The following is a 24,948-nucleotide window of genomic DNA, read 5'->3' as shown; positions in this document are numbered from 1 at the left end:
CCGGCCGGGCGCCGCCCAGGCCCGGCGCCTTACACCGGCGGCGCCCCCGGCCTGCCTGCGCCTCACACCGGCAGACGCCGGAACAGCGGCCTCGGCACGTGCCGTACCGCCGCCATCACCATCCGCAGCGCCCCCGGCACCCACACCGTCTCCGAGCGGCGCCGCAGGCCCAGCTCGACGGCGGCCGCGACCGCCTCCGGGGTGGTCGCGAGGGGCGCCTCGGCCAGCCCGGCCGTCATCTTCGAGCGGACGAAGCCGGGCCGTACGACCATCACGTGCACACCGGTGCCGTGCAGCGCGTCCCCGAGGCCCTGGGCGAAGGCGTCGAGCCCGGCCTTCGAGGAGCCGTAGATGAAGTCGGCGCGGCGGGCCCGCTCGCCCGCCACCGAGGAGAGCACCACCAGCGAGCCGTGCCCCTGCGCCTGGAGCGCGCCCGCGCAGACCAGTCCGGCGGACACGGCGCCGGTGTAGTTGGTCTGGGCGACGCGGACGGCGGCGACCGGGTCGGACTCGTCCCGCGCCTGGTCGCCGAGGACCCCGAAGGCGAGCAGCACCATGTCGATGTCGCCCTCGGTGAAGATCTTGCCGAGCCGTTCCTCGTGGGACTCGGTGTCGAGCGCGTCGAAGGGGACGGTCCGCACGTCGGCGCCGAGCGCGCGCAGCGAGTCGGCGGCGGCGGTGAGGGCGGGGGAGGGGCGTCCGGCGAGCCAGACGGTACGGGTACGCCGTGCGATCAGCCGCCGGGCGGTGGCGAGCCCGATCTCGGAGGTGCCGCCGAGGACGAGCAGGGACTGCGGTGCGCCGAAGGCGTCCTTCATGGGAGCTCCTAGGGGGTGTCGTGTCGGTCGGGCCGGATCAGGGAGCGGCGTCTGGTGTCGTGCCTCGCAAGGCGGAGGAGGGAGTCGACGCGGAGCGTCGGCGACCGACGACAACGCGGCGAGGTGCGGTGCCATGCCCCGCGAGCCCGGCCTGATCGAGACGACACCCCCTAGAGGGCGAGGCGGCGGGAGAGGTCCGAGGTGAAGACGGACCGGGGGTCGAGGGCGGCGCGCAGGGCGCGGAACTCGTCGAGCCGGGGGTACATGGCGGCCGACGTCTCCGGTCGTACGCGGGAGTCCTCGGCGAGCTGGACCCGGCCGCCCGCGCCCGCGACCTCCTCGTCCAGCGCGTCGAGGAAGGTCCCGAGCCCGGGCAGGCCGGCCGGCAGGTCGAGGGAGAGCTCCCAGCCGGGGAGCGGGTACGAGAGCGGGCCGGGGCCGCCCGCGCCGAGACGGCCGAGGACGGCGTGGAACGAGGGGCAGCCGCGGTCCCCGATGCGCCGCACGATCCCCCGCAGGGCCTCTTCCTGCCCGTACGGGACCACACAGCGGTACGGGACGAGGCCCTCGCGCCCGTACAGCCGGTTCCAGTGCGGGACGGCGTCGAGGGGGTGGAGGAAGGCGGAGAACGGCTGGAGCCGGCCGGCGCTCGCGCGGGGCGCCCAGCGGTGCCGGAGCTCGTCGAGGACTCCGGCGGCGGCGCGGCCGAACAGCCCGCCGGGGACGTACGGGGGCGCGGCCGGCAGCCGTACGGGCCGGAAGGCGAGCGGCGCCCGGCGGGCCCGGTGGCGGCGCGGCAGCGCGTCGTACGGCGCGTGGTCGCCGCGCGTGAGGACGGCGCGGCCCGTGGCTGCGCCCCGGGCACGCAGGTCGATCCGGGCGACGGAGTAGCGGTACCGGTGGTCGGTGGAGGCGAGCCGGTCCAGCAGGTCGTCGAGGTTCCGTGCGCGCTCGGTGTCCACGGTCATGAGCGAGGTCTCGACGGGCAGCAGCCGCAGGGTGACGGAGAGGATGACGCCGGTCAGACCCAGGCCGCCGGTGGTGGCGTCGAAGAGCGGGGTCCCGGGCACCACGGTCCGGACCGTGCCGTCGGCGGTGAGGAGCCGGAGCGCGGTCACGTGCCGGCCGAAGCCGCCGGCGGTCGGGTGGTCCGCGCCGTGGACGTCGGCGGCGACGGCCCCGCCGACGGTGATGTGCCGGGTGGCGGGGGTGACCGGGACGGTCCAGCCGAGCGGCAGCAGCGCCGCCGTGAGCCGGTGCAGGCTGACGCCCGCCTCGCAGACGACGAGACCGGCGGTGGCGTCGAGGGCCTCGATCCGGTCGAGGCGGGTCGTGTCGAGGACGGCGCCGCCGGCGTTCCGCGCGGCGTCCCCGTACGCGCGGCCGAGGCCCCGGGCGATGGCGCCGCGGGCGCCGCAGCCGCGGACGGCCTCCGCCGCCTCGGCCTCACCGCGGGGCCGGTGCACGCGCGCGAGGGTCGGGGCGGTGCGCCCCCAGCCGCTGAGCTCTTCGCAGTCGTCGTCAAGGACGTAGGTCTCGACAGCCATGGAGGTGACCGTATAGCCGCCTCTGTCGCTTATGCCGGTATTGCATGGCGGTTCGTCGAAATGGGTGATTAAAGGAGAGTCGGGAAAACACCCCCGAGCAGCGCACCGATCGCGGGTAGAGGTACGGAATGGACTGGCTGACCAAGCTCCCCGTCATCGGCCCGTGGATCACGCGCCTCATGCGGACCCACGCCTGGCGCGCGTACGAGACCCTCGACGAGGTCCACTGGAGCCGGCTCGCCGCCGCGATCACCTTCCTCTCCTTCCTGGCCCTCTTCCCGCTGATCACCGTGGCCGCCGCGATCGGCGCCGCGCTCCTCTCCGACGAGCAGCTCAAGCGGATCGAGGAGAAGATCGGCGACCAGGTCCCCGGCATCTCCGAGCAGCTCGACATCGGCGGCCTCGTCGCCAACGCCGGCACCATCGGCATCGTCGCCGGCGCCCTCCTGCTCGTCACCGGCATCAGCTGGATCGGCTCCATGCGCGACTGCCTGCGCGCGGTGTGGAAGCTCGACGACGTGGACGAGGGCAACCCGGTGCTGCTCAAGGGCAAGGACGCGCTGGTCCTGCTCGGCCTCGGGGCCGTCGCGGTCGGCTCGCTCGCCGCGTCCTGGCTCGGCTCCACCGCCGTCGGCTGGAGCGCCGACCGGGTCGGGGTCTCCAGCGAGGGGGCCGGCGGCGTCCTCCTCCAGGGCGCGGCCGTCCTGGTCGGCGTCGCCGCCGACTTCCTCATCCTGCTGTACGTGCTGACGCTGCTGCCCGGCGTGCAGCCGCCCCGCCGCGCGCTCGTGGTGGCGGCGCTCATGGGGGCGGTCGGCTTCGAACTGCTCAAGCTGCTGCTCGGCGGCTACATGCGGGGCGTCGCGGCGAAGTCGATGTACGGGGCGTTCGGCGTCCCCATCGCCCTGATGCTCTGGATCAACTTCACCGCGAAGCTGCTGCTGTACTGCGCCGCCTGGACCGCTACGGATTCACGTCGGGATCCTGCTCCCGCTGCCGACGCAGCCCCGCCGAGGCAACCAGCGGCCAGCGGCGGTTGACCAGGAAGACGGCACCGGCGAGGAGCACCAGCACCACGCCCGCCACGGCGAGCGCGATCCCGACGCCGCCGGACTTCTGCGCGGCCCCCGCCTGGACGGTGTCCCCCGGGGCGGAGGTGTCCTTGCCGGGGGCCGTCTTCGTACCGTCGCCCGGGGCCGACGTCCCCGTACGGGCGGACCGCGGCGGCACCAGTTCGCCGACCGGCGTCACCTTCCCGGCCGCGGCGAAGCCCCAGTCGAGCAGCCGGGCGGTCTCACGGTAGACGGCGTGCTGCTCCTTCGACGACGGGTTCATCACGGTGACGAGCAGCACTCTGCCGCCCCGCTCCGCGACCCCCGTGAAGGTGGCACCCGCGTGCGTGGTGCTGCCGTTCTTGACGCCGGCGATGCCCTGGTACGGGGCGACGCCGAAGTCACCCGTGAGCAGCCGGTTGGTGTTCTGGATCTCGAAGGTCTCGCGCTTCTTGCCCGGCTTCTGCTCGCCGGGGAAGACCGCCCGGGGCGTGGCGGCGTACTCGCGGAAGGCGGGCTTCGTCATGCCGTTGCGGGCGATGAGCGTCAGGTCGTACGCGGAGGAGACCTGGCCCGGGGCGTCGTAACCGTCCGGGGACACCACGTGGGTGTCCAGGGCCTGGAGCTCGGCCGCGTGGTCGTTCATGTCCTTCACGGTCTGGTGGAGGCCGTTGTTCATGCTCGTCAGGACGTGCACGGCGTCGTTGCCGGAGCGGAGGAAGACGCCGAGCCACAGGTCGTGGACGCTGTAGGTCTGCTTCTCCTTGATGCCGACGAGGCTGGAACCGACTCCTATCCCGGCGAGGTCGGCGGTGGTGACCAGGTGGTTCTGCGTCTTGGGGAACTTCTCCAGGAGCGCGTCCGCGAAGAGCATCTTGAGCGTGGACGCCGGCGCCAGCGGCCAGTGCGCGTTGTGCGCGGCGAGGACGGCGCCGCTCTCCGCGTCCGCGACGATCCAGGACCGGCCGGAGAGCTCCTTCGGCAGGACGGGGGCGCCGGGACCGAGCTTCACCTGGGTACCGGGCCGGCCGAGCAGGGGGCCGCCGACCGAGGACATCGCGGCCGGGGGCTTGGGCTGCTCGCTCTTCTTGGGCTCCGGGGCCGCGTGCGAGGGCACGGCGGTGACGAGCGGCAGGAGCACGGCAGCGGCGACCGCCCAGGCGGCCTTCTTCGAAGCAGACACGGTCGTGAACGTACAGGTACGGAACGACGATCCGAACCCCGGCTGGCGCTTCGCCCCCGCTCGTCCACCCGGACGCGGGGCCCCTGAGGCACGCGGTGATACTGGGGTCATGAAGCTCAGCCGCCGCGTCTCCTGGTTCCTGCTCGCGTTCGGGGTCTGGAGCTGGTTCATCTGGATCACCTTCGTCAAGAACCTCTGGAACGACGGGAGCGGCCTCGCGTTCGACGACGCGGGCGACCCGACGGCCTACTTCTGGGTTCATCTGCTGCTTGCCGTCACGTCCTTTGTCCTGGGGACGGTGATCGGGGTGCTCGGGTTGCGTGGCGTGCGTGCCGCGCGCCGCGCGAACGGTTAGAAGAGGGGTTCCGGGGCGTGGTCGTCTTCCTGCTGGTCCTGATCGTGGTTCTCGCGCTGCTCGGCGCGGTCCACTGGTACGTGTGGCGGCGCCTGGTGCGCGATGTCACGAGGCGCGGGAGTCTGCCGCGCCGCCTGGGCACCGTCGCCGTCGTGGTGCTGCCCGTGCTCTCGTTCGCGGCTCTCGGCTCCGCCCGCGCCGGGGCCCCCTTCCGGCTCCAGCAGCTGGTCGCCTGGCCGGGCTACCTGTGGCTCGCGCTGCTCCTGTACGTGACCCTGGCGCTCGTCGTCGGGGAGGCCGTCCGGCCCGTGCTGCGCGCCTGGCTCGCCCGCCGGGACGCGGCCGACGCCGCCGCGGCGACGCCTTCCGTACCGGCTCCGGCTCCGGCCCGCGAGCCCGTACCCGCCGCGGCGCAGCCCGCCGAGCCGACCGGGTCGACCGGACCGACGGGGCCGAGCGACCCGACCGGGCCGGCGGAGGCCGATGTGCCGTCCGGCCCGGCGGCCGGGCCCGGGTCCGTCCCCACCGAGGTCTCCCGGCGTCTGTTCGTCTCCCGGGTGGTCGGCGGCGCCGCCGCCGCGGCCGCCGTCGGAACCGTGGGCTACGGCACGTACGGCGTGCTGCGCGGCCCCCGGATCAAGCGGGTCACCGTCCCGCTCGCCAAGGTGCCGCGCGCCGCGCACGGCTACCGGATCGCCGTCGTCTCCGACATCCACCTGGGGCCGATCCTGGGCCGGGCCCACACCCAGCGCATCGTGGACGCGATCAACTCCACCCAGCCCGACCTGATCGCGGTCGTCGGTGACCTCGTCGACGGCACCGTGGAGAACCTCGGTCCCGCCGCCGAGCCCCTCGCCCGGCTCCGGGCCCGCCACGGCTCGTTCTTCGTGACCGGTAACCACGAGTACTTCTCGGGCGCCGACGCCTGGGTCGACCACGTCCGGGAGCTCGGCCTGCGCCCGCTGCGCAACGAGCGGGTGGAGATCGCGGCCGGCTTCGACCTGGCCGGCGTCGACGACATCGCGGGGGAGAGCGAGGGGCAGGGCCCCGACTTCGCGCGCGCCCTCGGCGACCGCGACCGGGCCCGCGCCGCGGTCCTCCTCGCCCACCAGCCGGTCGTCGTCCACGACGCCGTGCGCCACGGCGTGGACCTCCAGCTCTCCGGTCACACCCACGGCGGTCAGCTCTGGCCCGGCAACTACCTCGCCGAACTGGCCAATCCGACCGTCGCCGGGCTGGAGCGGTACGGGGACACCCAGCTGTACGTCTCCCGGGGCGCGGGCGCCTGGGGTCCGCCGGTGCGGGTCGGCGCGCCGTCCGACATCACCCTGGTCCAGCTCGCCTCGAAGCAGGCGTGACCGGGGCGGTGCTCACGGGGTCTTCGGCGGCTTCGGCGGCTTCGGGTCGGCCTTCTTCCCGGGCCTGCCCGACGCCGCCATCCCGGCCGCCGTCGGCATGAAGTCCGCGAGCAGTTCGTGCGTCTCCTTGACCAGCGGGCGCAGGACGCGGAAGCGGGAGAGCGAGATCGCCCGGGCGGTGACCGGCGCGAGCCGTTCCACCAGGCGGCGGCTGTTGGCGGCGCCCTCCGAGCGGTCGTACACCCAGAACAGCACCAGGCCCATCTGCTGGAGCCAGAGCAACTGCGGGAGGGCCTCGGCCAGTTCCGGGTCGACCTTCACCGCGGCGCCGGAGATGACCCGCCGGTGCACCTCGATGGCCGCCTCGCGGGGGCCCTCCGACTCGGGCGAGAAGGGGCTGAGCGGGCTGTCGGGGTCGGCCGCGTTCTTGAAGAACTGGGCCGCGAACTCGTGGTACGGCCCTGCGATGTCCAGCCAGCCGAGGTAGACCCCGCGGATGCGGGCCGTGAGGTCCTTCTCGCCGCCGGTCAGGATGGGTTCGACGGCCGCCTGGTGCTCCTCGGCGATCCGGTCGTAGAAGCCCTGGACGAGGTGCTCCTTGGACGAGAAGTAGTAGTACGCGTTGCCGACGGAGACCCCGGCCTCCTGGGCGATGGCCCGCATCGTCGTCTTGTCGTAACCGCGCTCCCGGAACAGCCGCAGCGCGGTTTCGAGGATGAGCGTGCGGGTCTGCTCGCTCTTCGGGGCCTTCTTGTCGTCGGCCTTCTTCTCCCCGGTCGACCGGTCGGCGGCCTCGTCGGCCTTCTGCTCTTCCTTCACGTCCTTCACGTCCTTCACGGGCCCGAGCCTAGCCGGGCGGACCGGGCACCTCGCAGCGCCCGTCCCCGCAGGACCCGCCCTCGCCGCCCGGCCCCTTGAGGGCCTCGCGCCACTTCGCCGCCGCGAGGACCGTCATCCGGGCGAAGGGCTGCCCGGCGGGGGTGGCGAGCCAGTGGGCCCTGGCCCGGTGGTCGGCGAGCGCCCAGAGGCAGACGATCCAGGCGGAGGTCTCCCGGTAGACCTGGCCCCGGTCCCCGACCACGGTGATCTCCCGCAGGGTGGCGGTGTGGTCGAGGTCCGGGAAGCGGCGCCTGGCCTCCCGTGATCCGGCCGGTACGAGGTCGAGCGGGACGAGCTGCCGCTGGCGCAGCAGCCAGTGCCTGAGGTGCACGCAGAGCGGGCAGTCGGCGTCGTAGAGGACGGTCAGTCGCCCGACGGGGATCGTCGGCGCGGTCGGGGCCGGCACGGCGGGTCAGCCCTGGGGTGCGGGCGGGGCCCAGGGGCCGGCCTTCGGCGTGGTGGTCCAGCCCTGCGGGCCGACGGGCGGCACCTGTTCGCGCTCCATGACACCGCGGCGACGGATCTTGTTGAGGACGTAGACGTTCCCGAGGTGCATCACGCCGAGGACGAGCAGGACGACGCCGAGTTTGACGGAGAGCGCCTCGAAGAGGGCGCGGGCGTCGAGGACGGCCTCGTCCTGGCTCAGGTAGAGGGCGACGAAGCCGAAGTTGACGAGGTAGAAGCCGACCACCAGGAGGTGGTTGACCGCCTCGGCGAGCTTCTCGTTCCCGTGGAGGACGTCCGCGAGGAAGATCCTTCCGTTGCGGCTGAGCGTGCGGGCGACCCAGACGGTCAGAGCCACGCTGATCAGCAGGTAGACGATGTACGCGATGACAGTGAGGTCCATGCCCCACCCTCCCTTGAACGCGTTCAAAAGCTGGTAGTCATGACTGTAGACCTCCTCTTGAACGTGTTCAAGTCCTGGGTGGAATGAGGTGGCCGTCCCGGTCCGCGCCCCCTAGGGTCACGCGGGTGACGCTCTCTCATGACCTGGCCGGCACCGGCCCCTCGACCGTCGTCCTGCTGCACTCCGGGGTCTGTGACCGCCGGATGTGGGACGTGCCGTTCGCCGCACTCGCCGCGGCGGGACACCGCGTCGTCCGCTGTGACCTCCGCGGCTTCGGCGAGACCCCCGTCGACGCCCCGCACACCCACGCCGACGACGTACGGGACCTGCTCGACCACCTCGGCACCGCGCGGGCCGCCGTCGTCGGCTCCTCCTTCGGCGGCGAGGTCGCCCTGGAGCTCGCCGCGCGGCACCCCGGGCGCGTCTCCGCCCTGGCCCTGCTCGGCTCCGGCATGCCCGGCAGGGAGCCGAGCGAGGAGCTGCGGGCCTGGGGCGGGCGCGAGGACGCCCTGCTCGAAGCGGGCGACCTCGACGCCGCCGTGGAACTCAACGTCGACACCTGGCTCGGCCCCGAGGCCGGAGAGGAGGCCCGCGCCCTCGTCCGGGAGATGCAGCGCCGCGCCTTCGAGGTGCAGCTCCCCGTCCCCGACGAGCACGGCCCGGTCGACCCCGTGGTCACCCCGGAGGACCTCGCCGGCATCCGGGTGCCCGCCCTGGTGGCCGTCGGCCGCCACGACCTGCCCGACTTCCGGGCGGTCGCCGACGACCTCACCCGTCTCCTGCCCGCCGCCCGCCGCGTCGACCTCGACTGGGCCGGACACCTGCCCGCCCTGGAGCGCCCGGACGAGACCGCCCGCCTGCTCGTCGCCTTCCTGGCGGAGGCCGCTGGACGGTAGGAGGCCTTTCGGGTGTTTCGTTCCTCACCGACGTACGATCGCCCCATGGCGCACCCCGAGGAACCCCCCACCCCGAGCGCACCGCACCCCCCGAGCGCGCCGCCCGGCGCGAGCGACTGGACCGACGAGCACATCGCCCACTGGCAGCCCGTCCTGCCCGGCCTCGACCCCGTGGTCGAAGGCGCGGTCACCCGGATGAAGAAGCTCTCCGTCCACCTCCGCCGGGTCAGGGAGCAGTCCCTCCTGGACTACGACCTGGAGCGCCACGAGTTCGACACGCTCCACAAGCTCGCCGGGCGCGGCGGCACCGCCGCCCCCTCCGAGCTCGCCCAGGACCTCGACCTCGCCTCGGCCTCCGTGGCGAGCCGTCTCGACGCCCTGGAGAAGCGGGGCTTCGTCCGCCGCGTCCGGTCCACGGCCGGGCGCAGGCGGGTCGTCGTCGAGCTCACCGCCGCCGGCCGGGAGACCTGGCTCGGCGCGATGGACGTCCTCGGCCACGAGGAGTCCCGGCTCCTGGGCGTCCTCACCCCCGAGGAACGCGCCCTCCTCAACGACCTGCTGCGCCGGGTCATGGTCGAGGCGGAGTCCACGGAGCCCGCCCGCCACTGGCCCGGCTGACCGCAGGTCACATGCTGAGCGACCGCGCGTAGTTGAGCTGCCCCATCACCCAGTGGATGGTGTCCGGGCCCCGCGCCGGGATCATCGTCGCGTGGTGCTTGCCGCCGCTGGTCACCGTGACCTGGATGAAGCCGGTGGTCTGCTTCTCCTTCATCAGCAGGAACAGCAGGCCCAGCAGACAGAAGATGAAGAAGACGACCGCCAGGACGACCGCGACCGTGGGCATCTTCTCCTCGGTCCGCGACATGTCCATCGCGTTCCACACGGCGCCCTTCAGGGGCATCGGCCCGGCCGGGGTGATGATCTGGTCGCCCACGACGGTGATGTCACCCAGGCTCAGCAGCGGCGCGCCCGCGGCCGGCACCGGCGCGTACGACGGCTGCTGCGGCGGCACCGGCACCCCCTCGGGGATCGTCGGCTGGTAGCCGCCCTGCGGATACCCGTAGCCCGGCGTCCCGGCCTGCTGGCCGGGGCCCCACTCGTAGCCCTCCGACGCGTAAGGGTTCGGCTCGCTCATCAGTCCCCGTCCTCCGAAGAAAAAAGCCCGCTCCTGCACGCCGCAGCGTACAGAAGCGGGCCGTGACGACCGAACGGTACGTCAGAAGCGGCGCGTGATCAGCGCGCGCTTGACTTCCTGGATGGCCTTCGTGACCTCGATGCCACGGGGGCACGCGTCGGTGCAGTTGAACGTCGTGCGGCAGCGCCACACGCCGTCCTTGTCGTTCAGGATCTCCAGGCGCTGCTCGCCCGCCTCGTCACGCGAGTCGAAGATGAAGCGGTGCGCGTTGACGATCGCGGCCGGACCGAAGTACTGGCCGTCGTTCCAGAAGACCGGGCAGGACGACGTGCACGCGGCGCACAGGATGCACTTGGTGGTGTCGTCGAAGCGCTCACGGTCCTCGGCGGACTGCAGACGCTCACGCGTCGGCTCGTTGCCCTTGGTGACCAGGAACGGCATGACGTCCCGGTACGCCTGGAAGAACGGCTCCATGTCCACGACGAGGTCCTTGAGGACCGTCAGGCCCTTGATGGCCTCGACCGTGATGGGCTTCTCGGGGTTGATGTCCTTGATCAGCGTCTTGCAGGCGAGCCTGTTCTTGCCGTTGATCCGCATCGCGTCCGAGCCGCAGATGCCGTGCGCGCACGAGCGGCGGAAGGTCAGCGTGCCGTCGACGTCCCACTTGATCTTGTGGAGGGCGTCGAGCACCCGCTCCTTGGGGTCGATCTCGATCTGGAAGTCCTCCCAGACCGACGCGTCCGACACCTCGGGGTTGAAGCGGCGGATCCGCATCGTGACCGTGATGTACGGGGAGGCGGCGGAGTCCTTCTCCACCTTGTCCAGTACGGGGGTAGCCATCAGTACTTACGCTCCATCGGCTGGTAGCGGGTCTGGACGACCGGCTTGTAGTCGAGACGGACGGTCTCGGAGCCGTCCTCGCCGACCTCGCGGTACGCCATGGTGTGGCGCATGAAGTTGACGTCGTCGCGGTTGGGGTAGTCCTCGCGGTAGTGACCGCCGCGGGACTCCTTGCGCGCCAGGGCCGAGACGGCCATGACCTCGGCCAGGTCGAGCAGGTTGCCCAGCTCGACGGCCTCCAGGAGGTCCGTGTTGAACCGCTTGCCCTTGTCCTGGATGGACACGTTCAGGTAGCGCTCGCGCAGCTCGCCGATCTTCTCGACGGCCGTCTTGATGGTCTGCTCCGTGCGGAACACCATCACGTTGGCGTCCATCGTCTCCTGGAGCTCGCGGCGGATGTCGGCCACCCGCTCGCTGCCCGTGGAGTCGCGCAGCCGCTCGATCTGCTCCGCGACGAACGCCGCCGGGTTCTCCGGCAGTTCCACGTAGTCGGACTTCGCGGAGTACTCGGCGGCGGCGATGCCGGCGCGCTTGCCGAAGACGTTGATGTCGAGCAGCGAGTTGGTGCCGAGGCGGTTGGCGCCGTGCACCGACACGCAGGCGACCTCGCCGGCCGCGTACAGGCCCGGGACGACGGTGGTGTTGTCCAGGAGGACCTCACCCTCGACGTTGGTCGGGATGCCGCCCATGGCGTAGTGCGCGGTGGGCTGGATCGGGATCGGGTCCGTGTACGGCTCGATGCCGAGGTACGTACGGGCGAACTCGGTGATGTCCGGGAGCTTGGCGTCCAGCTGCTCCGGCGGGAGGTGCGTCAGGTCCAGGTAGACGTGGTCGCCCTCGGGACCGCAGCCGCGGCCCTCGCGGATCTCCGTGTAGATGGAGCGGGAGACGACGTCACGGGACGCGAGGTCCTTCATGACCGGCGCGTACTTCTCCATGAAGCGCTCGCCGTCCTTGTTGCGGAGGATGCCGCCCTCACCGCGGGCGCCCTCCGTCAGCAGGATGCCCATGCGCCAGATGCCCGTCGGGTGGAACTGGAAGAACTCCATGTCCTCCAGGGGCAGACCGCGGCGGTAGCAGGCGGCCTGGCCGTCACCGGTCAGGGTGTGCGCGTTGGAGGTCACCTTGAAGAACTTGCCGGTGCCGCCGGAGGCGTAGATCACGGCCTTGGCCTGGAAGATGTGGATCTCCCCGGTGGCCAGCTCGTACGCGACGACGCCGGCGGACTTCTTGACGCCGTCGACCTCGGTGATCAGCTGGTCCAGGACGTAGAACTCGTTGAAGAACTCCACGCCCTCCTTGACGCAGTTCTGGTACAGCGTCTGGAGGATCATGTGGCCGGTGCGGTCCGCGGCGTAGCAGGACCGGCGGACCGGGGCCTCGCCGTGGTTGCGGGAGTGACCGCCGAAGCGGCGCTGGTCGATGGTGCCGTCCGGGGTGCGGTTGAACGGCAGGCCCATCTTCTCCAGGTCGAGGACGGCGTCGATGGCCTCCTTCGCCAGGATCTCGGCGGCGTCCTGGTCGACCAGGTAGTCACCGCCCTTGACCGTGTCGAAGGTGTGCCACTCCCAGTTGTCCTCCTCCACGTTCGCCAGCGCGGCGGCCATGCCGCCCTGCGCGGCGCCCGTGTGGGAGCGGGTGGGGTAGAGCTTCGTCAGCACGGCGGTGCGGCTGCGCTTCGTCGCCTCGATGGCGGCGCGCATGCCGGCGCCGCCGGCGCCGACGATGACGGTGTCGTACTTGTGGATCTTCATGACGTGGATTACCTCAGCCCCGTGCCTAGCGGATGTTCGGGTCGAAGGTGAAGATCACCAGCGTGCCCAGAAGGATGGTGAACACCGTGGCGGTGTACAGCAGGCCCTTGAGCCACAGGCGCGTGTTGGCCCGCTCCGCGTAGTCGTTGATGACGGTACGGAGGCCGTTGGCGCCGTGCAGCATGGCGAGCCAGAGCATCAGCAGGTCCCAGACCTGCCAGAACGGGGACGCCCAGCGGCCGGCCACGAAGGCGAAGCCGATCTTGGAGACGCCGCCGTCCAGGAAGAGCTGGATCAGCAGGTGGCCGAGGACCAGCACGACGAGGACGACGCCGGAGAGGCGCATGAAGAGCCATGCGGCCATCTCGAAGTTGCCACGGGTCGCGCGCGGGGTCTTTCCGGTGCGCTTGCGGGGGGCCTCGATGTACGGCGCGGGGTTGTCCACGTCGTAGACGGCGCCGCCCTCGACGGGGCCGATCGCGGCGGAGGTGGTGTCAGAGGACATGTCTGGCGTCAGCTCCCGAACAGTTCACGTGCGGCGTGGCCGAGGATCGGGTACAGCGAGCCCGCCATCAGCACGACCCAGATGCCCACGACGGTCCAGAGCATCTGCTTCTGGTAGCGCGGGCCCTTGGACCAGAAGTCCACGGCGATGACCCGGAGGCCGTTCAGCGCGTGGAAGAGGATGGCTGCGACGAGGCCGTACTCCAGAAGAGCGACGATCGGCGTCTTGTAGGTCGCGACGACCTCGTCGTACGCCTCGGGGGAGACGCGGACGAGAGCGGTGTCCAGCACGTGTACGAACAGGAAGAAGAAGATGAGGACGCCGGTGACTCGATGAGCCACCCAGCTCCACATTCCTTCCCGGCCGCGGTACAGCGTTCCAGCCGGCACGGAAAAACCCTCCGGGAGCGGGGATCAGGGTCGGCCGGCTTCAGTGTCGGTCTGACCCGGCCGGGTACGGTCCACCGGCCCCGGTCATCGTAGCGACGAGTTGTCGGTTCGTTCGCGCGGGGTCCATCGGTGTGATCAAACAGGCACGGACGGGCTATCGTGCGGGCCGGAATCGCCGCATTCCGGACGGAATCACGGCCCGGTGTGTCGGGGTGTGAGCGCCTCGGAGAGCCGGAAGGCCAGTCGGGCCCGGGCGAGCCGGCGCAGTTCGTCGGCCGCGATCACCCGCTCCTCCTCCGGTTCGTTGCCGAGACGTGACCGGATACCGGCCAGTACCTGGTCGAGGCGCTCCCCGGGGCGCACTCCGTCGAGGCTGATCACGAACGCGTGTCCGAAGCTGCTCTCGTACGCGGCGTGGGCGGCCCGCAGCGCGGTCCGGGCGGCCGGCGGGGCGTCCGGGTGCGGCAGCGCGGAGGACTCGGCGGCCAGGGCCTCGTCGAGATCGGCGCGGGACAGGTCGTAACCGGCCTCGTCGGCGGCGGCGAGCAGGGCGTCCACGGTCGGGTACGGGCGATGCGCCGCCACCCGTTCGGCCCAACGGCGACTGTGGCAGCAGGAGAGGAGCAGCGCCTCGGCCTCGGCGGGCCCGGCGGCGTTGAAGCCGGTGAGCCCCCGGAGGGTGCCGTGGGCCGCGGGGCCCTGGTGCTGCGCGGGCACGGCAGTGGCGGCGGGGGAGGCGGGTGTGTCCGTGGAACCCGGTTTCCGGCAGGGGACGTGGGTGTCGCTGGTCAGCGTGGGCTCCGGTACTCCGGGACGGGTGGGGTGGACGTGACTCAACGTTATCGACGGGACGAGGGAAGTGTCCGACGGATGCACGAATTTCACCCGGAAGGGAGAGTTTCGGAACATGTGATGGATGATCGGGTTCCGTTCCCCCGATTGGCCGGACCGTCCGCCGTACGGGAGGATTCCGAATGATGCGGTACTCCATACGAGGGCCCCACAAGGGCCCCGCACTGCTGGCGACCGCGGTGGCACTGGCCACCGTGGCGGCCTGTTCGAACGGCACTCCCACCGGAGCGCCCCCGCCCCCCACCCCGTCCGGCGGCACCTCCGCGAGCGCCGCGCCCACCAGCGCGCCGCCCAGCCCCACGCCTACGCCGACCCGGACCTACCCGCTCTCCACGGCGCCCCGCACCATCCCCGCCGTCCGTGACCACGAGGCCGCCCGCGGCCCCGGCTGGAAACCCACGCCGACGGCCGGGATCGTCATCGCGGCCGGCAGCGAGGGGCTCGCCGACGAGGCGCGGATGCTCGCGGGAGAGCTGAAGATCGCGTACCGCGGAGCCGTCGCCGCCCGCGCGGGCGACGTCGAGCTGGCCCTCGGCGGCAAGGGCTCCCCCGAGTCGTACACCCTCATCACCCGCGACGACCGGGTCAGGATCACCGGGCCCGACCAGGCCGGCGTCTTCTACGGGACCCGCACCCTGAAGCAGTCGGTGAACGGCTCGGGCGCGATGCCCGAGGGCACGGTCGTCGACACCCCCGCGAAGCCGCAGCGAGGCCTGAACCTCGACATCGCCCGCAAGTTCTTCACCGCGGAGTGGATCGAGGCCCGGCTCCGGGAGATGGCCGACCTCAAGCTCAACCAGTTCGGTCTGCACTTCTCCGACGACCAGGGGTTCCGGATCGCCTCGGACACCCACCCCGAGATCGTCTCGGACCAGCACCTCACCAAGGCCGAGGTGCGCCGGATCCTCGCCCTCGCGCAGAGCCTGCACATCACCGTCGTGCCCGAGATCGACTCGCCCGGACACCTCGGAGCGGTCCTGCGGGCGTATCCCGAGCTGCGGCTGCTCAACGTCCAGGGGACGCCGCGCCAGGGTGCGATCGACATCTCCAAGCCCGCCTCCGCGCGGCTCGTGGACGAGCTGCTGCGGGAGTACGCCGCGCTCTTCCCCGGCGGCTGGTTCCACGTCGGTGCCGACGAGTACCAGGCCCTGACCGTCCGTTCCCCGGAGGCCTCCTATCCGCAGCTGGCCTCGGCGGCCCGGCAGAAGTACGGCCCCGACGCGCGCGTCCAGGACCTGGCGGAGGGCTGGCTGAACGACCGGGCGGCGGTGGTGCGCGGCACCGACAAGGTCGCGAAGGCCTGGAACGACGGCTTCTTCCGGGGCGGGGTCGTCAACGCCGACAAGGGCATCGAGGTCGAGTACTGGACCGGCAAGGAGATCGGTGTCCGGCCGCCGGTCGAGTACCTGGCCGAGGGCCGCAAGGTCGTGAACCTCAACGACGAGTACCTCTACTACGTCCTCGGCGAGCCGAACCAGTTCACGTACCCGACGGGCCGCCGTATCTACGAGCAGTGGACCCCGCGGGTGCTGCGGGGCACCACCCCGGTCCCCGCGCGGTACGACCCGCAGATCCTCGGCGCCCGCTTCGCGGTCTGGTGCGACCTGTCCCGCGCGCAGACGCAGGCGCAGGTGGCGGACGGCATCCGGCTCCCCCTGACGGCCCTCGCCCAGAAGGTCTGGGACCCGGCGAGACCGACCCTGACCTGGGACCAGTTCCGGGCGCTGGCGGCGGAGGTGCGCTGACGGCCGTCGTGGACGCGGCCGCTCCGGATCGCGTACGTTCCCCCGGCGGCGGCCGCTCGGCCGCCGCCGGCGCCTCGGGGAGGGGCGCCGCACTTCCCTGGGGGGGAACACACCCGTGCTTCGCAATCCGAACGGCCTTTCGCATGCCGTGGTGGCCCTGCTGGCGGGCAACATCGCCTTCGATCTCTTCCTCGGCCTCATGGACGTCCGCGTGGTGACGGCCGCCGAGCCCGACCCCTACGGCCCGGAGACGTTCGGGCCGATCGACCTGAACCTGGCCTACAGCCTGTCGCTCACCCTGTACCTCGCGACCGCGGTCGTCTTCATCGTCTGGTTCCACCGACTGCGGAAGAACGCCGAGATCTGGGCCGGTGACCTGCAGGGCCGGAAGCCGGGCTGGGCCATCGGCGGCTGGTTCGTCCCGCTCGCCAACCTCTGGATCCCGCGGGCGGTCGCCGTCGACATCTGGCGGGCCAGCCGCTGGCAGCCGTACGCCGCCGACGGCGGTCGGGAGCTGACGCTGCTCAACAGCTGGTGGACGTGCTGGGTCGCCGGCACCTTGGTGAACTGGACCTCCGGCCAGATGTTCAAGAGGGCGGAGACCATCGAGGCCTGGCTCGACGCGACCCGGTGGTCCCTCGCGGGCTACGTCCTCGACATCGCCGCCGCCGTCCTCGCCATCCTCTTCGTCCGGCGTCTGACCTCTATGCAGCACGCCAAGGCCACTGGCATGATTCCGGCCGCGCAGTGACGAAAAAGCGCCCCCCGGCGCAGTAGGGGAAGTACTGCGTCCGCATCGGGTGGCGAGGAGGCGTCCATGACGTCGGGGAACGGCCGGAGCCTGCTGGAACTGATCGACGGGGCCGACGAGCGGGGCCTGGCCGCGGCCGGCCTCGCCTGCCTCGACCGCTGTCTCCCCCTGCTCGCCGCCGACGGGGGCGACGCCCTTCGGCCCGTCTGGGCGGCCGTCGCGCGCGGTGACGGGAACGCCTGGAGCGAGGCCGTCGCCAAGGCCCGCGTCGCACTGGACGCCGACGGCACGGAGGACGCCGGGACCGTACGCGGGATGCTGTCCGCCGCCCCGGCGGGCTGGACCGCCGAAGAGCTCCGTGCCTGGGCCCACGCCTGCTCCGGCACCGCACTCGCCCTGCACGGCCGGTTCGACGCCGCCGAGGTGCCCGACGGCCTCGTCGAGCGCTGCCGGGCCGGGGACGCGGACGGTGCGGGCCCGCTGCTCGCCGGGGAGCTCCGCCGCCAGCAGGCCGTCCTCGCGTCGGTCGCCCAGGGCCCGACCGGTCTGCGGCGGGCGCGTGAACTCTCCGTCGAGGGTGGCCGGGTGCTGCGCGCGGTCGTCTCGCGCCGGGCCCGCACCGCCTGAGGGTCGGATCCGGTCAGGACTCCGGCGCCTCGACCGTCGCCGAGGCGATGGTCTCGGCGATCTGCCGCTCCGCCGTGGCCTTGTCGAGTCCGAGGCCGGTGAGCACGCCCGTGCCGTCCTCGTGCTCCAGGAGGGCGAGCAGGATGTGCTCGGTGCCGACGTAGTTGTGGCCGAGGCGCAGGGCCTCGCGGAACGTCAGCTCCAGGACCTTCTTCGCCGCCGCGTCGTACGGGACGAGGGCGGGCGGCTCCTCGACGCCCGGCGGCAGGGTCGCGGCGGCGGCCTCGCGGACCTGGTCGAGGGTCACGCCCTGGGAGGTGATCCAGTACGCGGCGATCCCCTCGGGCTCGGCGAGCAGGCCGAGCGCCAGGTGGGCGGGGGTGATCTCGGCGTTGCCGACGGCCGTGGCCTCGTTCTGGGAGGCCATGACCACGTTCCTGGCGCGGGGGGTGAAGCGGTTGAACCCGGCGTTCGGGTCCATCTTCTCCGTGTCCGGGTCCTTGGGAACGAACCGCTTCTGTGCCGCCTGGCGGGTCACGCCCATGCTGCGGCCGATGTCGGTCCAGGAGGCGCCGGAGCGCCGGGCCTGGTCCACGAAGTGGCCGATGAGGTGGTCGGCGACATCGCCGAGGTGGTCCGCCGCGATGACGGCGCCGGAGAGCTGCTCCAGGGCGTCGGGGTGGACCTTCTTGATCGCGTCGATGAGTTCGTCGAGACGGACGGGGACATTCATGCCGACTGGATGCGTCATGAGGCAACCCTAGGTTGACACCCCGCCAGTGTCAACCGTCAGTTGACAGTCGAGAGGGAAGGGCGGCAGAAGGGCGGAAAAGGGTGGGGAAAAGGGAGACGACCGGGGTCGCCACCCCCCACAGGAGAGACCCCGGTCGTCGTCCACGGAGCCGCAGCACGGCTCCGTACTCCTTTCAGCGCCGGGGGTGCGTTTTCTGTCACACCGCCGCGCACCCGCATCCGGGCGCGCCCCACACGCTCCCCGCGCGCCGTCGCTCGAAGGTTGCAAGTTGCACAAAGACCCCGGATCGCGTGGACGTGACGCCGCGCCACGACGTAGCGTGCAGATGCGCGAGGCGGCGTGGCGGTGGTGACCAGCCGCGATGGAGCGACGACGCGACGACGCGACCGACGAACAGGGTTTGGGGAGTGCTGGGGGACGACGCGGAGCTGACGGCCGCGGTGCTCGCTGCGCAGGACGGGGACGAGAACGCCTTCCGTACTGTGTATCGCGCCGTGCATCCACGGTTGCTCGGCTACATACGCACACTGGTCGGCGACGCCGACGCCGAGGACGTCACCTCGGAGTCCTGGCTCCAGATCGCCCGCGACCTCGACCGCTTCGACGGCGACGCGGACCGCTTCCGCGGCTGGGCCGCCCGGATCGCCCGCAACCGCGCCCTCGACCACATACGGATGCGGGGCAGGCGCCCCGCCGCCGGCGCCGACGAGGCCGAACTCACCGACAAGCCCGCGGCGTCGGACACGGCGGGCGAAGCCCTGGAGGCCCTCGCCACCGGACACGCCATGCGGCTGATCGCCCAGCTTCCGCAGGACCAGGCCGAGGCCGTCGTCCTGCGCGTCGTCGTCGGACTCGACGCCAAGAGCGCCGCCGACACGCTGGGGAAACGCCCCGGCGCCGTACGCACCGCGGCCCACCGCGGCCTGAAGAAGCTCGCCGAACTCCTCGGCGTCGACGGTGACGCGGACGGGGCCGACGGCGGCGCCGGAGCCGTCGCCGCGCTGGACGGTGTGCCTCCGCAACGCGGGCGCCTGCCGGGGTCCGTGCCGCCCCGCGGTGTGACGCAATCACGTCCCCGTACGCAGAAGGACATGTGATGGCCGACGAGCGGTACCAGTGGCTCGACCAGGAGGCCGCCGAGCGGCTGCTCCGCGGCGAGCCGGTCGACGCCGTCGACGACCACGCGCGCGCCGGGGCCGAGCGCCTCGCCGGCGCCCTCGACGCGGCCCGTACCCCCGCCTTCCCCGCGGCCGGGAGCGGCGAACTGCCCGGCGAGGCCGCCGCACTCGCCGCCTTCCGGAAGGCCACCGCCGAGCGCGCGGCCGCCCGCGCCTCCGTGCCGGCCGGAGCGCCGCACGGCCGTACCCTCCGCGCCGACCTCGGCCGGGTGCGGCTCGTGCCGGTCGCCGCGCCGAGGCGCCGCTGGGGACGCTCCGTGCGGTACGGACTGGCCGCCGCGGTCGCCGCCGTCACCGTCGGAGGGGTCGCCGTCGCCGCTGGAACAGGTGTGCTGCCCCTGGTGGGCCCGGCGCCCGCCAGCTCCGTCACGGCGGGGGAGAGCGCCGACACGCTCGTCTCCAAGGAGCCCGGCATACGCGAGGACCCCGAGGCGCCCCCGACGGCTCCGGGCGCCGACGGTGAACCCACGCCCGGCGTGTCCCCCTCCGCGGGCACCGGCACCACCACCGCACCGCCCACCGGCGGCCCGGACGGCCACACCACGGGCACCGCGGGCCCCGGCACCCCGAAGCCGGGCAGGAGCACGGCGGGTACGGGCAAGGACTCCGGCGGTACGGGAACGGACCCCGGCACCGGCGGCACGACCTCCCTGGCGAAGGCCGTCCAGGCCTGCCGGGAGTACCGGACGGGCCGGCTCGACGTCACCGGCCGGAAGCAGCTCACGAACAGCCTGCGCGGCGGTGAGACGCTGCGCCGCTACTGCGACCGGATCCTCGGCGGCGACGCCGGCACGCCCGAGGGCGGGGCCAAGGACGACGGCAAGGACTCCGACGCCGACACCGGGGACGACAAGGACGACGCCAAGGGCGGCTCGCAGGACACCCGGCAGGGCGGCGGCAGGGCCGACGGCAGGTCCGAGGAACGCCCGGACGGCGGCCGGGACGACACGCGCGACAGCTCGGGGAACACCCGTACCGGCACCGCCCGGCTCTCCGCCGTCCTGCCCCTCGGGATCGCCGTCACCACACGCGTTCCGCTCGCGGTGTAACACTTCTCGACCCGTCGGCGCAGTATGAAGTGCCGACTGGTCATCGGCCGCGCAGAGAGCCGGGGTTCCCCCCGTACCTACGGCTCCGCGCACCCGGCGCGGGTGGGACACGTTCCCCCGGTCCCACCCGCGCCCTCTCTCCACCCCTCCCGGGTCACCAGTGGACGACGACCTTGTCGCCGACCTTCACCTGGTCGAAGAGGGTGGTCAGCTTGGCCCGGTCCCGGACGTTGACACAGCCGTGCGACCCGCCGTTGTAGCCGCGGGCCGCGAAGTCCGACGAGTAGTGCACGGCCTGGCCGCGGCTGAAGTACATCGAGAGCGGCATCGGCGTGTGGTACAGCTTCGACCAGTCCTGGCGGACCTTCCGCTCCACGGCGAACGTGCCCTCCCGGGTCGGGGTGTTCTCCGAGCCGAACCGGACGTCCATCGCCGAGACGACCTTGCCGTCGATCATCCAGGCGAGGGTCCGGCTCTCCTTGCTGATGCACAGCACCCGGCCCGTCATGCACCGCGGGTCGGGGGTGTCCAGCGCGTTCGTGGTCGCCGGCTTCAGTTCGTCGGCGGTCGGCTTCCGGCTCGTCCCGAGCAGCTTCCGCCAGGTCGCCCCGTCGACCGAACCCGTCCGGGGCAGGTCCCACTTCCGCTGGAAGGCCTTGACCGAACCGGCCGTCATCGTCCCGTAGAAACCCGTGGGCGCCCGGTCGAAGTGACCGAGCTGCCGCAGCCGCGCCTGGAGCTCACGCACCTGCTCGCTCTCGTCCCCGTCGCCCATCATGACCTCGGACCCGGGCTCCCCGGTGGCCGTCGTGGCCGAAGGGGACGGCGCCTTCCCGTCGTCCGTCGGAGTCCCGTCCCCGGTCGGCGTGGTGGTCGCGGTCGGTGCGGCGGTCGTCGACGCCTTCGTCGGGGTGGCCGTGCCGGAGCCGCCCCCGGCGCCGGCCGCCTGAGCGGTGCAGCCGGTGGCGAGGGCCACCGAGGCCGCTGCCAGTACCGCTCTGCGTATGACGGAAGAAGACCGCATCATCATTGCCCCCCGGAACGTGTCGTGTGTACGTAGGGATGCGGTTCGCGCGTGTGTGGTTGCGCGCGCCGACCAGGGACCGCGCATGCTGTGAGGAAGGTCCCAGCGTGCTGCCCTCCACCCCCCGGACGCCCGCCGCTACAGTCCGTCGCGGGGGTCGGTACCGCTGAGTAACCAGCCGGCACATCTATCGGGAGGCACCACGCATGGCGCGCGAGTCGGAGTCGGGACTGCCCATCGAACCGGTCTACGGACCGGACGCCCTGGACGGGTGGGACCCCGCCGAGAAGCTGGGCGAGCCCGGCGCGTACCCCTTCACCCGCGGCGTGTACCCGTCGATGTACACCGGCCGGCCCTGGACCATGCGCCAGTACGCGGGCTTCGGCACCGCCGTCGAGTCCAACGCCCGCTACAAGCAGCTCATCGCCAACGGCACGATGGGCCTCTCCGTCGCCTTCGACCTGCCGACGCAGATGGGCCACGACTCGGACGCGCCGATCTCCTCGGGCGAGGTCGGCAAGGTCGGCGTCGCCATCGACTCGATCGACGACATGCGGATCCTGTTCGACGGGATCCCGCTCGACAAGGTCTCCACGTCGATGACCATCAACGCCCCCGGCGCCCTCCTGCTCCTCCTCTACCAGCTCGTCGGCGAGGAGCAGGGCGTGCCGGCCGACCGGCTGACCGGCACCATCCAGAACGACGTGCTCAAGGAGTACATCGCCCGCGGCACGTACATCTTCCCGCCGAAGCCCTCGCTGCGGCTGATCGCCGACATCTTCAAGTACTGCCGGACCGAGATCCCCAGGTGGAACACCATCTCGATCTCCGGCTACCACATGGCCGAGGCGGGAGCCTCGCCCGCGCAGGAGATCGCGTTCACCCTCGCCGACGGCATCGAGTACGTCCGGACCGCCGTCGCCGCCGGCATGGACGTGGACGACTTCGCGCCCCGGCTCTCCTTCTTCTTCGTGGCCCGCACGACGATCCTGGAGGAGGTCGCCAAGTTCCGGGCGGCCCGCAGGATCTGGGCCCGGGTCATGAAGGAGGAGTTCGGCGCGAAGAACCCCAAGTCGCTGATGCTCCGCTTCCACACCCAGACCGCCGGCGTGCAGCTCACCGCCCAGCAGCCCGAGGTCAACCTGGTGCGCGTCGCCGTCCAGGGCCTCGCGGCCGTCCTCGGCGGCACGCAGTCGCTGCACACCAACTCCTTCGACGAGGCCATCGCCCTGCCGACGGACAAGTCCGCCCGCCTCGCGCTGCGCACCCAGCAGGTCCTGGCGTACGAGACGGACGTGACCGCCACCGTCGACCCCTTCGCCGGCAGCTACGTCGTCGAGAAGATGACCGACGACGTGGAGGCGGCGGCCCTGGAGCTGATGGGCCGGGTCGAGGACATGGGCGGCGCCGTCGCCGCGATCGAGCGCGGCTTCCAGAAGAACGAGATCGAGCGCTCCGCCTACCGGATCGCCCAGGAGACCGACAGCGGCGAGCGGGTCGTCGTCGGCGTCAACCGCTACACGATCGACGTCGAGGAGCCCTACGAGCCCCTCCGCGTCGACCCGGCGATCGAGGCCCAGCAGGCCGAGCGCCTCGCCAGGCTGCGCGCCGAGCGCGACACCGCGGCCGTGGACGCGGCGCTCGCCGCCCTGAAGAAGGCGGCCGAGGGCACGGCCAACGTCCTGTACCCGATGAAGGACGCCCTCAGGGCCCGGGCCACGGTCGGCGAGGTCTGCGACGCCCTGCGCGAGGTCTGGGGCACGTACGTCCCGAGCGACGCCTTCTAGGGCCGCCGGCGGCTCCGTCCAGGACCGCTCACGACGCAGGTCACAGCGGAGTGTCGCACCTGTGTGCGACACTCCGCAGCATGCTGGGTGTCACCGATCTGCCGACCTATCTCGCCGGGCTCGTCCTCATCATTCTGTTGCCGGGGCCGAACTCGCTGTACGTGCTGTCCGTCGCCGCCCGCAAGGGCACCCGGACCGGGTACAAGGCCGCCGCCGGCGTCTTCACCGGCGACACGGTCCTCATGACCCTCGCCGCGCTCGGCGCCGCCTCGCTGCTGCAGACCACCCCGCTCCTCTTCATGATCGTGAAGTACGCGGGCGCCGGCTATCTGGCCTGGATGGCGTACGGGATGCTGCGGGCGGCCTGGGCGATGTGGCGCGGCCGGGGCGAAACGGCGGAGCCCGAGACGGCCACGGCCGGCGGGCCGGTGGAGCGCCCGTACCGCCGCGCGCTCGTCATCAGCCTGCTCAACCCGAAGGCGATCCTCTTCCTGATCTCGTTCTTCGTGCAGTTCGTGGACCCCTCCTACGCCTACCCGGCGCTCTCCTTCCTGGTCCTCGGCGGCCTGCTCCAGCTCGGCAGCTTCCTCTACCTGACGACGCTCATCTTCGGCGGGACGCGCCTCGCCGCCACGTTCCGCCGCCGCAGGAAGCTCTCGGCCGGCGCGACCTCCGCCGCGGGAGCACTCTTCCTCGGCTTCGCCGCGAAGCTCTCCCTCAGCAGCGCCGCTTGACCCTCACACCGTGTGAGCCCGTTCCGTAGGGGCGTCATGTTCACCATCGGAGACTTCGCCCGGCACGGGCGGGTGTCGGTCCGGATGCTGCGCCACTACGACGCCATCGGACTGCTGCGCCCGGCCCACGTCGACCCGCACAGCGGCTACCGCTTCTACGAGGCGGACCAGCTCGCCCGGCTCAACCGTGTCATCGCGCTCAAGGACCTCGGCTTCACCCTCGGAGAGGTGGGCGCCATCCTCGACGAGCAGATCGACGCGGACGGGCTGCGGGAGATGCTGCGCCTGCGCCACGCCGAGCTGGAAGCGGCCCTGGTGGAGGCGCGGGCCCGGCTCGTCCAGGTCGGCGCGCGGCTCCGAGCCATCGAGAGCGAGGGACGCATGTCCACCCAGGACGTCGTCGTCAAGAAGATCCCCGCCGTCCGCGTCGCCGAGCTGAGCGCGGTCGCCGCGAGCTTCGGCCCGCACGACATCGGGCCGGTCATCGGCCCGCTGTACGACGAGCTGTGCGGCCGGCTCGAGGCCGCGGGGGTCACCGGGTCCGGCCCGGGGATCGCGTACTACGAGGACGCGGGCAGGGGCGACGGCTCGGTCGTCGTGCACGCCTGCGTGACGGTCCCCGAGGGGACGGCCGTGGAGGGCGTCGAGGTGCACGTCCTGCCCGGCATCGACGAGGCGGCGACCGTCGTCCACCGGGGCTCGATGGACACCGTCCTGCCGACCGCGCAGACCCTGGCCCGCTGGATCGAGGCCAACGGCTACCGGTCGCGGCGCTACGCCCGTGAGCTGTACCTGGAGTGCCCGGAGGACCGCGCGCAGTGGGTCACGGAGCTCCAGGAGGCGATCGTCCGCGCCTGAGCGCGCGTCCGCCGCGGGGCCCGGGACCCGT

Annotated in this window: 28 protein-coding genes; 14 read left to right on the top strand and 14 right to left on the bottom strand. The window is 72.3% G+C overall.

Translation table 11 applies throughout. From position 1 onward, the window contains the following. Positions 1–62: 62 nt before the first annotated feature. Both AMK29_RS08175 and AMK29_RS08170 read right to left on the bottom strand, forming a co-directional pair. Positions 63–818 carry a decaprenylphospho-beta-D-erythro-pentofuranosid-2-ulose 2-reductase gene (locus tag AMK29_RS08175; protein WP_073809857.1) on the bottom strand — a complete coding sequence of 252 codons (756 nt, stop codon included), beginning with the start codon at positions 816–818 and terminating at the stop codon, positions 63–65. 170 nt (positions 819–988) lie between these two features. Next, a complete protein-coding gene (locus AMK29_RS08170; RefSeq protein WP_073809852.1) occupies positions 989–2,365 on the bottom strand; it encodes an FAD-binding oxidoreductase in 1,377 nt (458 codons plus the stop codon). Positions 2,366–2,493: 128 nt separating this feature from the next. Between AMK29_RS08170 and AMK29_RS08165 the strand changes: the two genes are divergently transcribed. Beyond that, the gene (locus tag AMK29_RS08165; RefSeq protein WP_073809848.1) at positions 2,494–3,405 is read left to right on the top strand and encodes a YihY/virulence factor BrkB family protein; all 912 of its coding nucleotides are present in this window, start codon (positions 2,494–2,496) and stop codon (positions 3,403–3,405) included. On the opposite strand, the gene AMK29_RS08160 is transcribed toward AMK29_RS08165, so the two are convergent. Then, positions 3,329–4,600, bottom strand: coding sequence for a D-alanyl-D-alanine carboxypeptidase family protein (locus tag AMK29_RS08160; RefSeq protein WP_241845205.1), 1,272 nt, complete (start codon positions 4,598–4,600; stop codon positions 3,329–3,331). The genes AMK29_RS08165 and AMK29_RS08160 overlap by 77 nt on opposite strands. 109 nt (positions 4,601–4,709) lie before the next feature. On the opposite strand from AMK29_RS08160, the gene AMK29_RS08155 reads away from it, so the two are divergent. After that, entirely contained in the window at positions 4,710–4,955 is a 246-nt protein-coding gene (locus tag AMK29_RS08155) for an SCO4848 family membrane protein (protein WP_073809839.1), read from the top strand. 17 nt (positions 4,956–4,972) lie between these two features. Then, positions 4,973–6,313, top strand: coding sequence for a metallophosphoesterase (locus AMK29_RS08150; protein WP_073809835.1), 1,341 nt, complete (start codon positions 4,973–4,975; stop codon positions 6,311–6,313). A gap of 12 nt (positions 6,314–6,325) precedes the next feature. Here AMK29_RS08150 and AMK29_RS08145 read toward each other — a convergent pair whose 3' ends face one another. Genes AMK29_RS08145 through AMK29_RS08135 form a run of 3 tightly spaced genes read right to left on the bottom strand, consistent with a single transcriptional unit; the run spans position 6,326 to position 8,039 of the window. Further along, entirely contained in the window at positions 6,326–7,141 is an 816-nt protein-coding gene (locus AMK29_RS08145) for a TetR/AcrR family transcriptional regulator (RefSeq protein ID WP_073810710.1), read from the bottom strand. A gap of 19 nt (positions 7,142–7,160) precedes the next feature. Then, positions 7,161–7,598, bottom strand: a complete 438-nt coding sequence (locus AMK29_RS08140) for a thiol-disulfide oxidoreductase DCC family protein (RefSeq protein WP_198942197.1) — start codon at positions 7,596–7,598, stop codon at positions 7,161–7,163. 6 nt (positions 7,599–7,604) lie between these two features. Continuing rightward, positions 7,605–8,039 (bottom strand): hypothetical protein, encoded by a 435-nt coding sequence (locus AMK29_RS08135; protein ID WP_073809832.1) that lies wholly within the window; start codon positions 8,037–8,039, stop codon positions 7,605–7,607. A gap of 125 nt (positions 8,040–8,164) precedes the next feature. Between AMK29_RS08135 and AMK29_RS08130 the strand changes: the two genes are divergently transcribed. Continuing rightward, on the top strand, positions 8,165–8,935 hold the full coding sequence (locus AMK29_RS08130; RefSeq protein ID WP_073809829.1) for an alpha/beta fold hydrolase: 771 nt from the start codon (positions 8,165–8,167) through the stop codon (positions 8,933–8,935). A gap of 45 nt (positions 8,936–8,980) precedes the next feature. Next, positions 8,981–9,553, top strand: coding sequence for a MarR family winged helix-turn-helix transcriptional regulator (locus AMK29_RS08125; protein WP_079196796.1), 573 nt, complete (start codon positions 8,981–8,983; stop codon positions 9,551–9,553). A 7-nt stretch (positions 9,554–9,560) separates the two neighbouring features. On the opposite strand, the gene AMK29_RS08120 is transcribed toward AMK29_RS08125, so the two are convergent. The 6 genes from AMK29_RS08120 to AMK29_RS08095 all read right to left on the bottom strand — a co-directional run bounded on the left by AMK29_RS08120 (position 9,561) and on the right by AMK29_RS08095 (position 14,350). Next, positions 9,561–10,070: a hypothetical protein gene (locus tag AMK29_RS08120; protein ID WP_073809824.1), complete on the bottom strand. Its 510-nt coding sequence runs from the start codon at positions 10,068–10,070 to the stop codon at positions 9,561–9,563. 81 nt (positions 10,071–10,151) lie between these two features. Then, entirely contained in the window at positions 10,152–10,910 is a 759-nt protein-coding gene (locus AMK29_RS08115) for a succinate dehydrogenase iron-sulfur subunit (RefSeq protein ID WP_015035718.1), read from the bottom strand. Then, the gene (sdhA, locus tag AMK29_RS08110) at positions 10,910–12,664 is read right to left on the bottom strand and encodes a succinate dehydrogenase flavoprotein subunit (RefSeq protein WP_073809820.1); all 1,755 of its coding nucleotides are present in this window, start codon (positions 12,662–12,664) and stop codon (positions 10,910–10,912) included. Before sdhA ends, AMK29_RS08115 begins: the two co-directional genes overlap by 1 nt. Before the next feature lie 25 nt (positions 12,665–12,689). Then, the gene (locus tag AMK29_RS08105) at positions 12,690–13,169 is read right to left on the bottom strand and encodes a succinate dehydrogenase hydrophobic membrane anchor subunit (RefSeq protein ID WP_073809816.1); all 480 of its coding nucleotides are present in this window, start codon (positions 13,167–13,169) and stop codon (positions 12,690–12,692) included. Positions 13,170–13,177: 8 nt separating this feature from the next. Beyond that, positions 13,178–13,558 (bottom strand): succinate dehydrogenase, cytochrome b556 subunit, encoded by a 381-nt coding sequence (sdhC, locus tag AMK29_RS08100; protein ID WP_073809812.1) that lies wholly within the window; start codon positions 13,556–13,558, stop codon positions 13,178–13,180. Positions 13,559–13,750: 192 nt separating this feature from the next. Continuing rightward, complete coding sequence (locus tag AMK29_RS08095) at positions 13,751–14,350, bottom strand: 2-oxo-4-hydroxy-4-carboxy-5-ureidoimidazoline decarboxylase (protein WP_443334060.1); 600 nt, start codon at positions 14,348–14,350, stop codon at positions 13,751–13,753. A gap of 182 nt (positions 14,351–14,532) precedes the next feature. Between AMK29_RS08095 and AMK29_RS08090 the strand changes: the two genes are divergently transcribed. The 3 genes from AMK29_RS08090 (at position 14,533) to AMK29_RS08080 (ending at position 17,533) form a co-directional block, all read left to right on the top strand. After that, a complete protein-coding gene (locus AMK29_RS08090; RefSeq protein WP_073809805.1) occupies positions 14,533–16,155 on the top strand; it encodes a beta-N-acetylhexosaminidase in 1,623 nt (540 codons plus the stop codon). A gap of 115 nt (positions 16,156–16,270) precedes the next feature. Beyond that, entirely contained in the window at positions 16,271–16,906 is a 636-nt protein-coding gene (locus AMK29_RS08085) for a DUF4328 domain-containing protein (RefSeq protein ID WP_079196795.1), read from the top strand. 66 nt (positions 16,907–16,972) lie between these two features. Continuing rightward, positions 16,973–17,533, top strand: coding sequence for a hypothetical protein (locus AMK29_RS08080; protein WP_073809797.1), 561 nt, complete (start codon positions 16,973–16,975; stop codon positions 17,531–17,533). Positions 17,534–17,546: 13 nt separating this feature from the next. Here the strand turns inward: AMK29_RS08080 and AMK29_RS08075 are convergent, their stop codons facing one another. Then, a complete protein-coding gene (locus AMK29_RS08075; protein ID WP_073809793.1) occupies positions 17,547–18,284 on the bottom strand; it encodes a Clp protease N-terminal domain-containing protein in 738 nt (245 codons plus the stop codon). Between the two features lie 410 nt (positions 18,285–18,694). On the opposite strand from AMK29_RS08075, the gene AMK29_RS08070 reads away from it, so the two are divergent. Together AMK29_RS08070 and AMK29_RS08065 are read left to right on the top strand one after the other, a co-directional pair. Further along, complete coding sequence (locus AMK29_RS08070) at positions 18,695–19,384, top strand: RNA polymerase sigma factor (RefSeq protein WP_073809788.1); 690 nt, start codon at positions 18,695–18,697, stop codon at positions 19,382–19,384. Next, positions 19,384–20,514, top strand: coding sequence for a hypothetical protein (locus tag AMK29_RS08065; RefSeq protein ID WP_073809784.1), 1,131 nt, complete (start codon positions 19,384–19,386; stop codon positions 20,512–20,514). The genes AMK29_RS08070 and AMK29_RS08065 overlap by 1 nt, the downstream gene beginning before the upstream one ends. A 154-nt stretch (positions 20,515–20,668) precedes the next feature. On the opposite strand, the gene AMK29_RS08060 is transcribed toward AMK29_RS08065, so the two are convergent. Further along, positions 20,669–21,292 (bottom strand): L,D-transpeptidase family protein, encoded by a 624-nt coding sequence (locus AMK29_RS08060; protein WP_311775879.1) that lies wholly within the window; start codon positions 21,290–21,292, stop codon positions 20,669–20,671. On the opposite strand from AMK29_RS08060, the gene AMK29_RS37765 reads away from it, so the two are divergent. The 4 genes from AMK29_RS37765 to AMK29_RS08045 all read left to right on the top strand — a co-directional run bounded on the left by AMK29_RS37765 (position 21,291) and on the right by AMK29_RS08045 (position 24,917). Beyond that, the gene (locus AMK29_RS37765) at positions 21,291–21,464 is read left to right on the top strand and encodes a hypothetical protein (RefSeq protein WP_338012730.1); all 174 of its coding nucleotides are present in this window, start codon (positions 21,291–21,293) and stop codon (positions 21,462–21,464) included. The genes AMK29_RS08060 and AMK29_RS37765 overlap by 2 nt on opposite strands. Positions 21,465–21,744: 280 nt before the next feature. Next, positions 21,745–23,325, top strand: a complete 1,581-nt coding sequence (locus tag AMK29_RS08055; protein ID WP_073809780.1) for an acyl-CoA mutase large subunit family protein — start codon at positions 21,745–21,747, stop codon at positions 23,323–23,325. 80 nt (positions 23,326–23,405) lie between these two features. After that, complete coding sequence (leuE, locus tag AMK29_RS08050) at positions 23,406–24,059, top strand: leucine efflux protein LeuE (RefSeq protein ID WP_073809777.1); 654 nt, start codon at positions 23,406–23,408, stop codon at positions 24,057–24,059. A 36-nt stretch (positions 24,060–24,095) separates the two neighbouring features. Beyond that, positions 24,096–24,917 (top strand): MerR family transcriptional regulator, encoded by an 822-nt coding sequence (locus AMK29_RS08045; RefSeq protein ID WP_073809773.1) that lies wholly within the window; start codon positions 24,096–24,098, stop codon positions 24,915–24,917. The last annotated feature ends 31 nt before the right edge of the window (positions 24,918–24,948 follow it).

Origin of the sequence: Streptomyces sp. CB02261 (genome assembly GCF_001905665.1) — a bacterium.
Lineage (GTDB): Bacteria > Actinomycetota > Actinomycetes > Streptomycetales > Streptomycetaceae > Streptomyces.
This window is presented reverse-complemented; position numbering and strand designations above follow the sequence as displayed.

Excerpts from the sequence above, each read along its gene's own strand:
- AMK29_RS08115 (WP_015035718.1), bottom strand. The coding sequence starts at position 10,910 with ATGGCTACCCCCGTACTGGACAAGGTGGAGAAGGACTCCGCCGCCTCC.
- AMK29_RS08055 (WP_073809780.1), top strand. The coding sequence starts at position 21,745 with ATGGCGCGCGAGTCGGAGTCGGGACTGCCCATCGAACCGGTCTACGGA.
- AMK29_RS08105 (WP_073809816.1), bottom strand. The coding sequence starts at position 13,169 with ATGTCCTCTGACACCACCTCCGCCGCGATCGGCCCCGTCGAGGGCGGC.
- AMK29_RS08090 (WP_073809805.1), top strand. The coding sequence starts at position 14,533 with ATGATGCGGTACTCCATACGAGGGCCCCACAAGGGCCCCGCACTGCTG.
- AMK29_RS08065 (WP_073809784.1), top strand. The coding sequence starts at position 19,384 with ATGGCCGACGAGCGGTACCAGTGGCTCGACCAGGAGGCCGCCGAGCGG.
- AMK29_RS08175 (WP_073809857.1), bottom strand. The coding sequence starts at position 818 with ATGAAGGACGCCTTCGGCGCACCGCAGTCCCTGCTCGTCCTCGGCGGC.
- AMK29_RS08155 (WP_073809839.1), top strand. The coding sequence starts at position 4,710 with ATGAAGCTCAGCCGCCGCGTCTCCTGGTTCCTGCTCGCGTTCGGGGTC.
- AMK29_RS08075 (WP_073809793.1), bottom strand. The coding sequence starts at position 18,284 with ATGACGCATCCAGTCGGCATGAATGTCCCCGTCCGTCTCGACGAACTC.
- AMK29_RS08060 (WP_311775879.1), bottom strand. The coding sequence starts at position 21,292 with ATGATGGGCGACGGGGACGAGAGCGAGCAGGTGCGTGAGCTCCAGGCG.
- sdhA (WP_073809820.1), bottom strand. The coding sequence starts at position 12,664 with ATGAAGATCCACAAGTACGACACCGTCATCGTCGGCGCCGGCGGCGCC.
- AMK29_RS08170 (WP_073809852.1), bottom strand. The coding sequence starts at position 2,365 with ATGGCTGTCGAGACCTACGTCCTTGACGACGACTGCGAAGAGCTCAGC.
- AMK29_RS08045 (WP_073809773.1), top strand. The coding sequence starts at position 24,096 with ATGTTCACCATCGGAGACTTCGCCCGGCACGGGCGGGTGTCGGTCCGG.
- AMK29_RS08135 (WP_073809832.1), bottom strand. The coding sequence starts at position 8,039 with ATGGACCTCACTGTCATCGCGTACATCGTCTACCTGCTGATCAGCGTG.
- AMK29_RS37765 (WP_338012730.1), top strand. The coding sequence starts at position 21,291 with ATGACCTCGGACCCGGGCTCCCCGGTGGCCGTCGTGGCCGAAGGGGAC.
- AMK29_RS08080 (WP_073809797.1), top strand. The coding sequence starts at position 16,973 with ATGACGTCGGGGAACGGCCGGAGCCTGCTGGAACTGATCGACGGGGCC.
- AMK29_RS08165 (WP_073809848.1), top strand. The coding sequence starts at position 2,494 with ATGGACTGGCTGACCAAGCTCCCCGTCATCGGCCCGTGGATCACGCGC.
- leuE (WP_073809777.1), top strand. The coding sequence starts at position 23,406 with ATGCTGGGTGTCACCGATCTGCCGACCTATCTCGCCGGGCTCGTCCTC.
- AMK29_RS08125 (WP_079196796.1), top strand. The coding sequence starts at position 8,981 with ATGGCGCACCCCGAGGAACCCCCCACCCCGAGCGCACCGCACCCCCCG.
- AMK29_RS08120 (WP_073809824.1), bottom strand. The coding sequence starts at position 10,070 with ATGAGCGAGCCGAACCCTTACGCGTCGGAGGGCTACGAGTGGGGCCCC.